Origin of the sequence: Pseudomonas sp. PS02303 (genome assembly GCF_029959925.1) — a bacterium.
Lineage (GTDB): Bacteria > Pseudomonadota > Gammaproteobacteria > Pseudomonadales > Pseudomonadaceae > Aquipseudomonas > Aquipseudomonas mandelii.
Genome location: NZ_JASCOM010000437.1, coordinates 1 through 2,858, shown reverse-complemented (window position 1 = coordinate 2,858; position 2,858 = coordinate 1). Strand labels below are relative to the sequence as shown.

The following is a 2,858-nucleotide window of genomic DNA, read 5'->3' as shown; positions in this document are numbered from 1 at the left end:
GGCGTTGCAGGCGCGGGGGTTCATCAGGTGAACCGCGTCATCGTTCATCGCCAGCAAGCCGGCTCCTACAGGTTCAACCAGCTGACATTGGCGTTTGGGCCGGTGTCAGGCAGTAATGTTCAATCAATTGACGTAATAGATGCACGGTAGGCTGCAAACGTGACATTTCGAGGTATTCACCCGGTTGGTGCGCACAGGCGATATCACCCGGGCCGAGTACCAGCGTTTCGCAGCCAAGACGCTGAAGATAAGGCGCTTCGGTGCCGAACGCCACTGCTTCGGCGCGATGGCCGGTGAGCTTTTCGGCGACCCGGACCAATTCGGCATCCTCGGCCTGCTCGAACGGCGGCACTTCGGGGAACAGCGGCGCGTAATTGATCTTCACCTGATGGCGTTCGGCAATCGGGTTGAGCCGCTGCAGAATGGCCGCGCGCAGGGCTTTGGGGTCCATGCCCGGCAACGGCCGCAAGTCGAATTCCAGTGAACACTGGCCGCAGATGCGGTTGGGATTGTCGCCGCCATGGATACAGCCGAAGTTCATGGTCGGTGTCGGCACGCCGAATTGCGGATTGCGGAATTCACGCTGCCACAACAGGCGCAGGCCACGCAGCTCGCCGATGGCATCGTGCATGGCCTCAAGGGCGCTATGTCCCAGGCGCGGGTCCGAGGAATGGCCGCTCTGCCCGAGGATGTCGATGCGCTCCATCATGATGCCTTTGTGCATGCGGATCGGCTTCAGTCCGGTCGGCTCGCCAATCACCGCCGCACGCCCCAGCGGACGGCCGGCTTCGGCCAAGGCACGAGCGCCGGACATCGAGCTTTCTTCATCGCACGTGGCGAGGATCAGCAGCGGTTGCTTGAAAGGCTGATCGAGCAGCGGAATCACCGCCTCGATGGCCAGGGCAAAAAAGCCTTTCATGTCGCAACTGCCAAGGCCCACCCAGCGGCCATCGACTTCGGTCAGTTTCAGCGGATCGGTCTGCCACAGTGCGCCATCGAACGGCACCGTATCGCTATGCCCGGCCAGCACCAGGCCACCGGGGCCGGAGCCGAAACTGGCCAGCAAGTTGAACTTGCCGGGGCTGACCTGCTGGATGTCGCAGGCGAAACCAAGGTCACCGAGCCACGTCGCCAGCAAGTCGATGACCGGACGGTTGGATTGATCAAGGCTGGGCTGGGTACAGCTGACCGTCGGCGCAGCAATCAGCGCAGCGAACTGATCTTTCATGGACGGCAAAGGCATCGCTGACTCCAACTCGCGAATTGAAGACCATCATAGAACCATCTGGCGACAGGAATAAACCGTCGCGGCACGTAGGACTAAGGAGTCCTGTACACTGCACGGCCTTGGCAGCCACACATTTCCCCCGGCTGCGCTCCCGATCCTGGATTTTCCGGCCATGCAGAAAGAAACCGAAATCAAACTCCGCGTCAGCCGCGAAACCCTCGCAGCCCTGCGCGAGCACCCGCTCCTGAAAAAACGCAACAAAAGTGGCTGGGAACGCCGTGAGTTGATGAACCAATACTTCGACACGCCTGAGCGCGACCTGGCCCGCGCCAAGGTTGCCCTGCGCCTGCGCAAGGACGGCGAAGAAGTGATTCAAACGCTCAAGACCCGAGGCCAGAGCGTCGCCGGTCTGTCCGAGCGTAACGAATACGACTGGAACCTGCCCAAAGCCAAGCTCGACGTGAAAAAACTCGACGGCGAATGCTGGCCCGAAGAGCTTGCCGAGCTGGACAAGAAAACCCTGAAACCGATCTTCACCACCGATTTCGTTCGCGAACGCGCCGAAATCGCCTGGGGCCGCGGCAAGACCAAAGTGGTCATCGAAGCCGCACTGGACCTGGGCCACGTGGTGGTCGGCAAGCAGAAAGAAGAAATCTGCGAGCTGGAACTGGAACTGCGCGAAGGCGAGCCGGCTGCCCTGCTGGAACTGGCCGCCGAACTGGCCGCGACCCTGGCCCTGATGCCGTGTGACATCAGCAAGGCCGAGCGCGGTTATCGCTTGTACGACGCCAACAGCTATTCGTTGAGCCTGTCGGCACCGCAAATCACCGCTGAAACGCCACTGGACGATGCATTCGCCGCGCTGAGCTGGCATTTGCTGAGCAGCAGCCAGCGTCTGGCCGAGCAGTATCGCTTCAATGGCCACTGGCGCTTGTTGCAGGACTGGGTCGAGAACCTGGCCGAATTGCGTGCCTTGCTGAGCAGCCTGGGCCAGGCCGCACCGCGTCAGTCGACTCACGATCTGCGCGTTGCTCTGGATGCCTTGCTCGAAGACTGGCGCCCGCTGGTGCAAGCCGGTATCGACGACGAAGACGTGCGCAAAGCCGCGCCGGAGCAATTCCTCGAAGAACTGGAAGACCCGCGCTGGGGCTTGTTCTCGCTGAACACGTCGCGTTGGTTGCTGGCCCGCACCTGGGCAGCTGATCGCAACGTCCGTGGCAATCGCCAGGGTGCTGCGCAATTGGGTAGCTGGTTGCCGCGTTTGCTGGGTGAAGAAGCGACCTCCCTGCAATTGCAGCGTTATCAGCAACAGCCGGAAGACCTGGCCGAGCAACTTCCGCGCATCGAGCGCATCCAGGCCTGGCTGCACCATGCCCGTGGCGTGCTGGACATCCCGGAAATGGACCGCCTGTACGGCGAGCTGAAGCAGCTTGCCCAATTGGCGAACGAGCCGATCACCGATGAATCGCTGGATGCGCGCAAGCAGCAGGCCATTGCGGTTTATCAGAATCGAGCCTGGAAAATGCTGCTGCGTATGTAACACCGCCTTCGCGGGCAAGCCTCGCTCCTACAGTATTTTCGTTGACCCCAATTCGGCGGCCGACTCAAACCTGTAGGAGCGAGGCTTGCC

General features: G+C 61.4%; 2 protein-coding genes. One reads left to right on the top strand and one right to left on the bottom strand.

Translation table 11 applies throughout. The features are described from left to right. Positions 1-73: 73 nt before the first annotated feature. Complete coding sequence (gene argE, locus QMX98_RS33760; protein WP_282412049.1) at positions 74-1,243, bottom strand: acetylornithine deacetylase; 1,170 nt, start codon at positions 1,241-1,243, stop codon at positions 74-76. Positions 1,244-1,400: 157 nt separating this feature from the next. On the opposite strand from argE, the gene QMX98_RS33755 reads away from it, so the two are divergent. Continuing rightward, a complete protein-coding gene (locus QMX98_RS33755) occupies positions 1,401-2,768 on the top strand; it encodes a CYTH domain-containing protein (RefSeq protein ID WP_282412048.1) in 1,368 nt (455 codons plus the stop codon). Positions 2,769-2,858: the final 90 nt, after the last annotated feature.

Coding starts and splice junctions, on each gene's coding strand:
- argE (WP_282412049.1), bottom strand. CDS start 1,243: ATGCCTTTGCCGTCCATGAAAGATCAGTTCGCTGCGCTGATTGCTGCG.
- QMX98_RS33755 (WP_282412048.1), top strand. CDS start 1,401: ATGCAGAAAGAAACCGAAATCAAACTCCGCGTCAGCCGCGAAACCCTC.